The organism is Nocardia farcinica (assembly GCF_029867845.1).
Classification (GTDB): Bacteria; Actinomycetota; Actinomycetes; order Mycobacteriales; family Mycobacteriaceae; genus Nocardia; species Nocardia farcinica_A.
In genome coordinates this window covers 1-1,534 of record NZ_JARWRU010000003.1, presented here as the reverse complement: position 1 = coordinate 1,534, position 1,534 = coordinate 1, and the positions used below count along the sequence as shown (strand labels likewise).

Here is a 1,534-nt window from a genome sequence, read left to right as displayed (position 1 = left end):
TGAGCGACCGTCCCGGGGAGCTCGCCTCCCGGGTGGCGGCCAGGCCGCTCCCCGCCCCCGCACCGGCGCCCGCGCCGGAACGTCCGCACTTCGTCGCGGCGTCCTCCGACGAGCCCGCGCCGCTGCTCAACATCGCCAATGTGCTGACCATGCTGCGGATCGCCATCGTTCCGCTGTTCCTGCTGGCGTTGTTCGCCGGCGGCGGGCACGACACCGGCTGGCGCGTCGGCGCGGCCGCGCTGTTCGGCCTGGCGGCGATCACCGACCGGTTCGACGGGCAGCTGGCCCGCAAGTACGGCCTGGTCACCGACTTCGGCAAGCTCGCCGACCCGATCGCCGACAAGGCGCTCATCGGGGCCTCGCTGATCGGCCTGTCCGTGCTCGGCGACCTGCCCTGGTGGATCACCCTGGTGATCATCGGCCGGGAACTGGGCGTCACACTGCTGCGGCTGATCGTGGTGCGGCGCGGCGTCATCCCCGCCGGACGCGGCGGCAAGCTCAAGACGCTGGTGCAGTCGGTGGCCATCGCGGTGCTGCTGCTGCCGCTGTCGGGCGCCTTCGAGACGGTCGGGATGGTGCTGATGTACCTGGCGCTGGTGCTCACCGTGGTCACCGGCCTGGACTATGTCGGCCAGGCCGCGCGGGTGTGGTTCGCCGGCTCGCCCAAGGCGCGCGGCGCGTGAACGCTCCGCCGGGCGATCCGCTGACCGGCGGCGCCCCGGTCGCCGAACTGATCGCGGCGCTGCGGGCGGTGGGGCAGACGGTCGCGACCGCCGAATCGCTCACCGCCGGCCTGCTCAGCGCCACCCTGGCCGGGGTGCCCGGCGCCAGCGCCGTGCTGCGCGGCGGGCTCGTGGTCTACGCGACCGATCTCAAGCACTCCCTCGCCGGTGTCGGCGCGGACCTGCTCGCCTCGGCGGGACCGGTCTCGGCGGGGGCCGCCGAGCAGCTCGCGGTGGGCGCGCGCACCCGCTGCGGAGCCGACTGGGGTGTCGCGCTGACCGGTGTCGCCGGGCCGGACAGCCAGGACGGACACCCCGTGGGGACGGTCTTCCTCGGCGTGTCGGGTCCATCGCACACCGAGGTCATGCGGTTGCGGCTGTCGGGGGACAGGTGGACGATCAGACTCACCGCGGCGCAGTCCGCGGTCCGGGAACTGCTCCGGTGCGTCCAGGGCGGCTGATTCGCCGACCACGATTCCGCCGTCCGGGAACCGCCGGGCAGCCCGGGACGTTGTGCCAGAAAGAGCGGTGCGCGCCAGGCGAGGTCGCCGACGCGGCGCACGGTGATCGGAGCGAAGGAGATCGAGATGACGCTGCTGCGAGAGGCCATCGGCGACAGTCTGCGGCGTGCACGTCTCGCCCAGCACCGCACCCTGCGTGAGGTCTCCACGTCGGCCCGTGTGAGCCTGGGCTACCTGTCGGAGGTGGAGCGGGGCCGCAAGGAGGCTTCCAGCGAGTTGCTCGCCGCCATCTGCCAGGCGCTCGACGTGCCGCTGTCGCGTGTGCTGTGGGATGTGAGCACGGTCATGGCG

At 73.3% G+C, this 1,534-nt stretch carries 3 protein-coding genes; all 3 read left to right on the top strand.

Annotation, left to right across the window (positions count from 1 at the left end; genetic code table 11):
• The first annotated feature begins 32 nt into the window (after positions 1 to 32).
• Positions 33 to 683 carry a CDP-diacylglycerol--glycerol-3-phosphate 3-phosphatidyltransferase gene (gene pgsA / locus QH283_RS00040; RefSeq protein WP_432420631.1) on the top strand — a complete coding sequence of 217 codons (651 nt, stop codon included), beginning with the start codon at positions 33 to 35 and terminating at the stop codon, positions 681 to 683.
• The gene (locus QH283_RS00035) at positions 680 to 1,183 is read left to right on the top strand and encodes a CinA family protein (RefSeq protein ID WP_280500969.1); all 504 of its coding nucleotides are present in this window, start codon (positions 680 to 682) and stop codon (positions 1,181 to 1,183) included. Before pgsA ends, QH283_RS00035 begins: the two co-directional genes overlap by 4 nt.
• Before the next feature lie 126 nt (positions 1,184 to 1,309).
• On the top strand, positions 1,310 to 1,534 hold a 225-nt coding region (locus QH283_RS00030), incomplete at its 3' end, for a helix-turn-helix domain-containing protein (protein WP_280500968.1).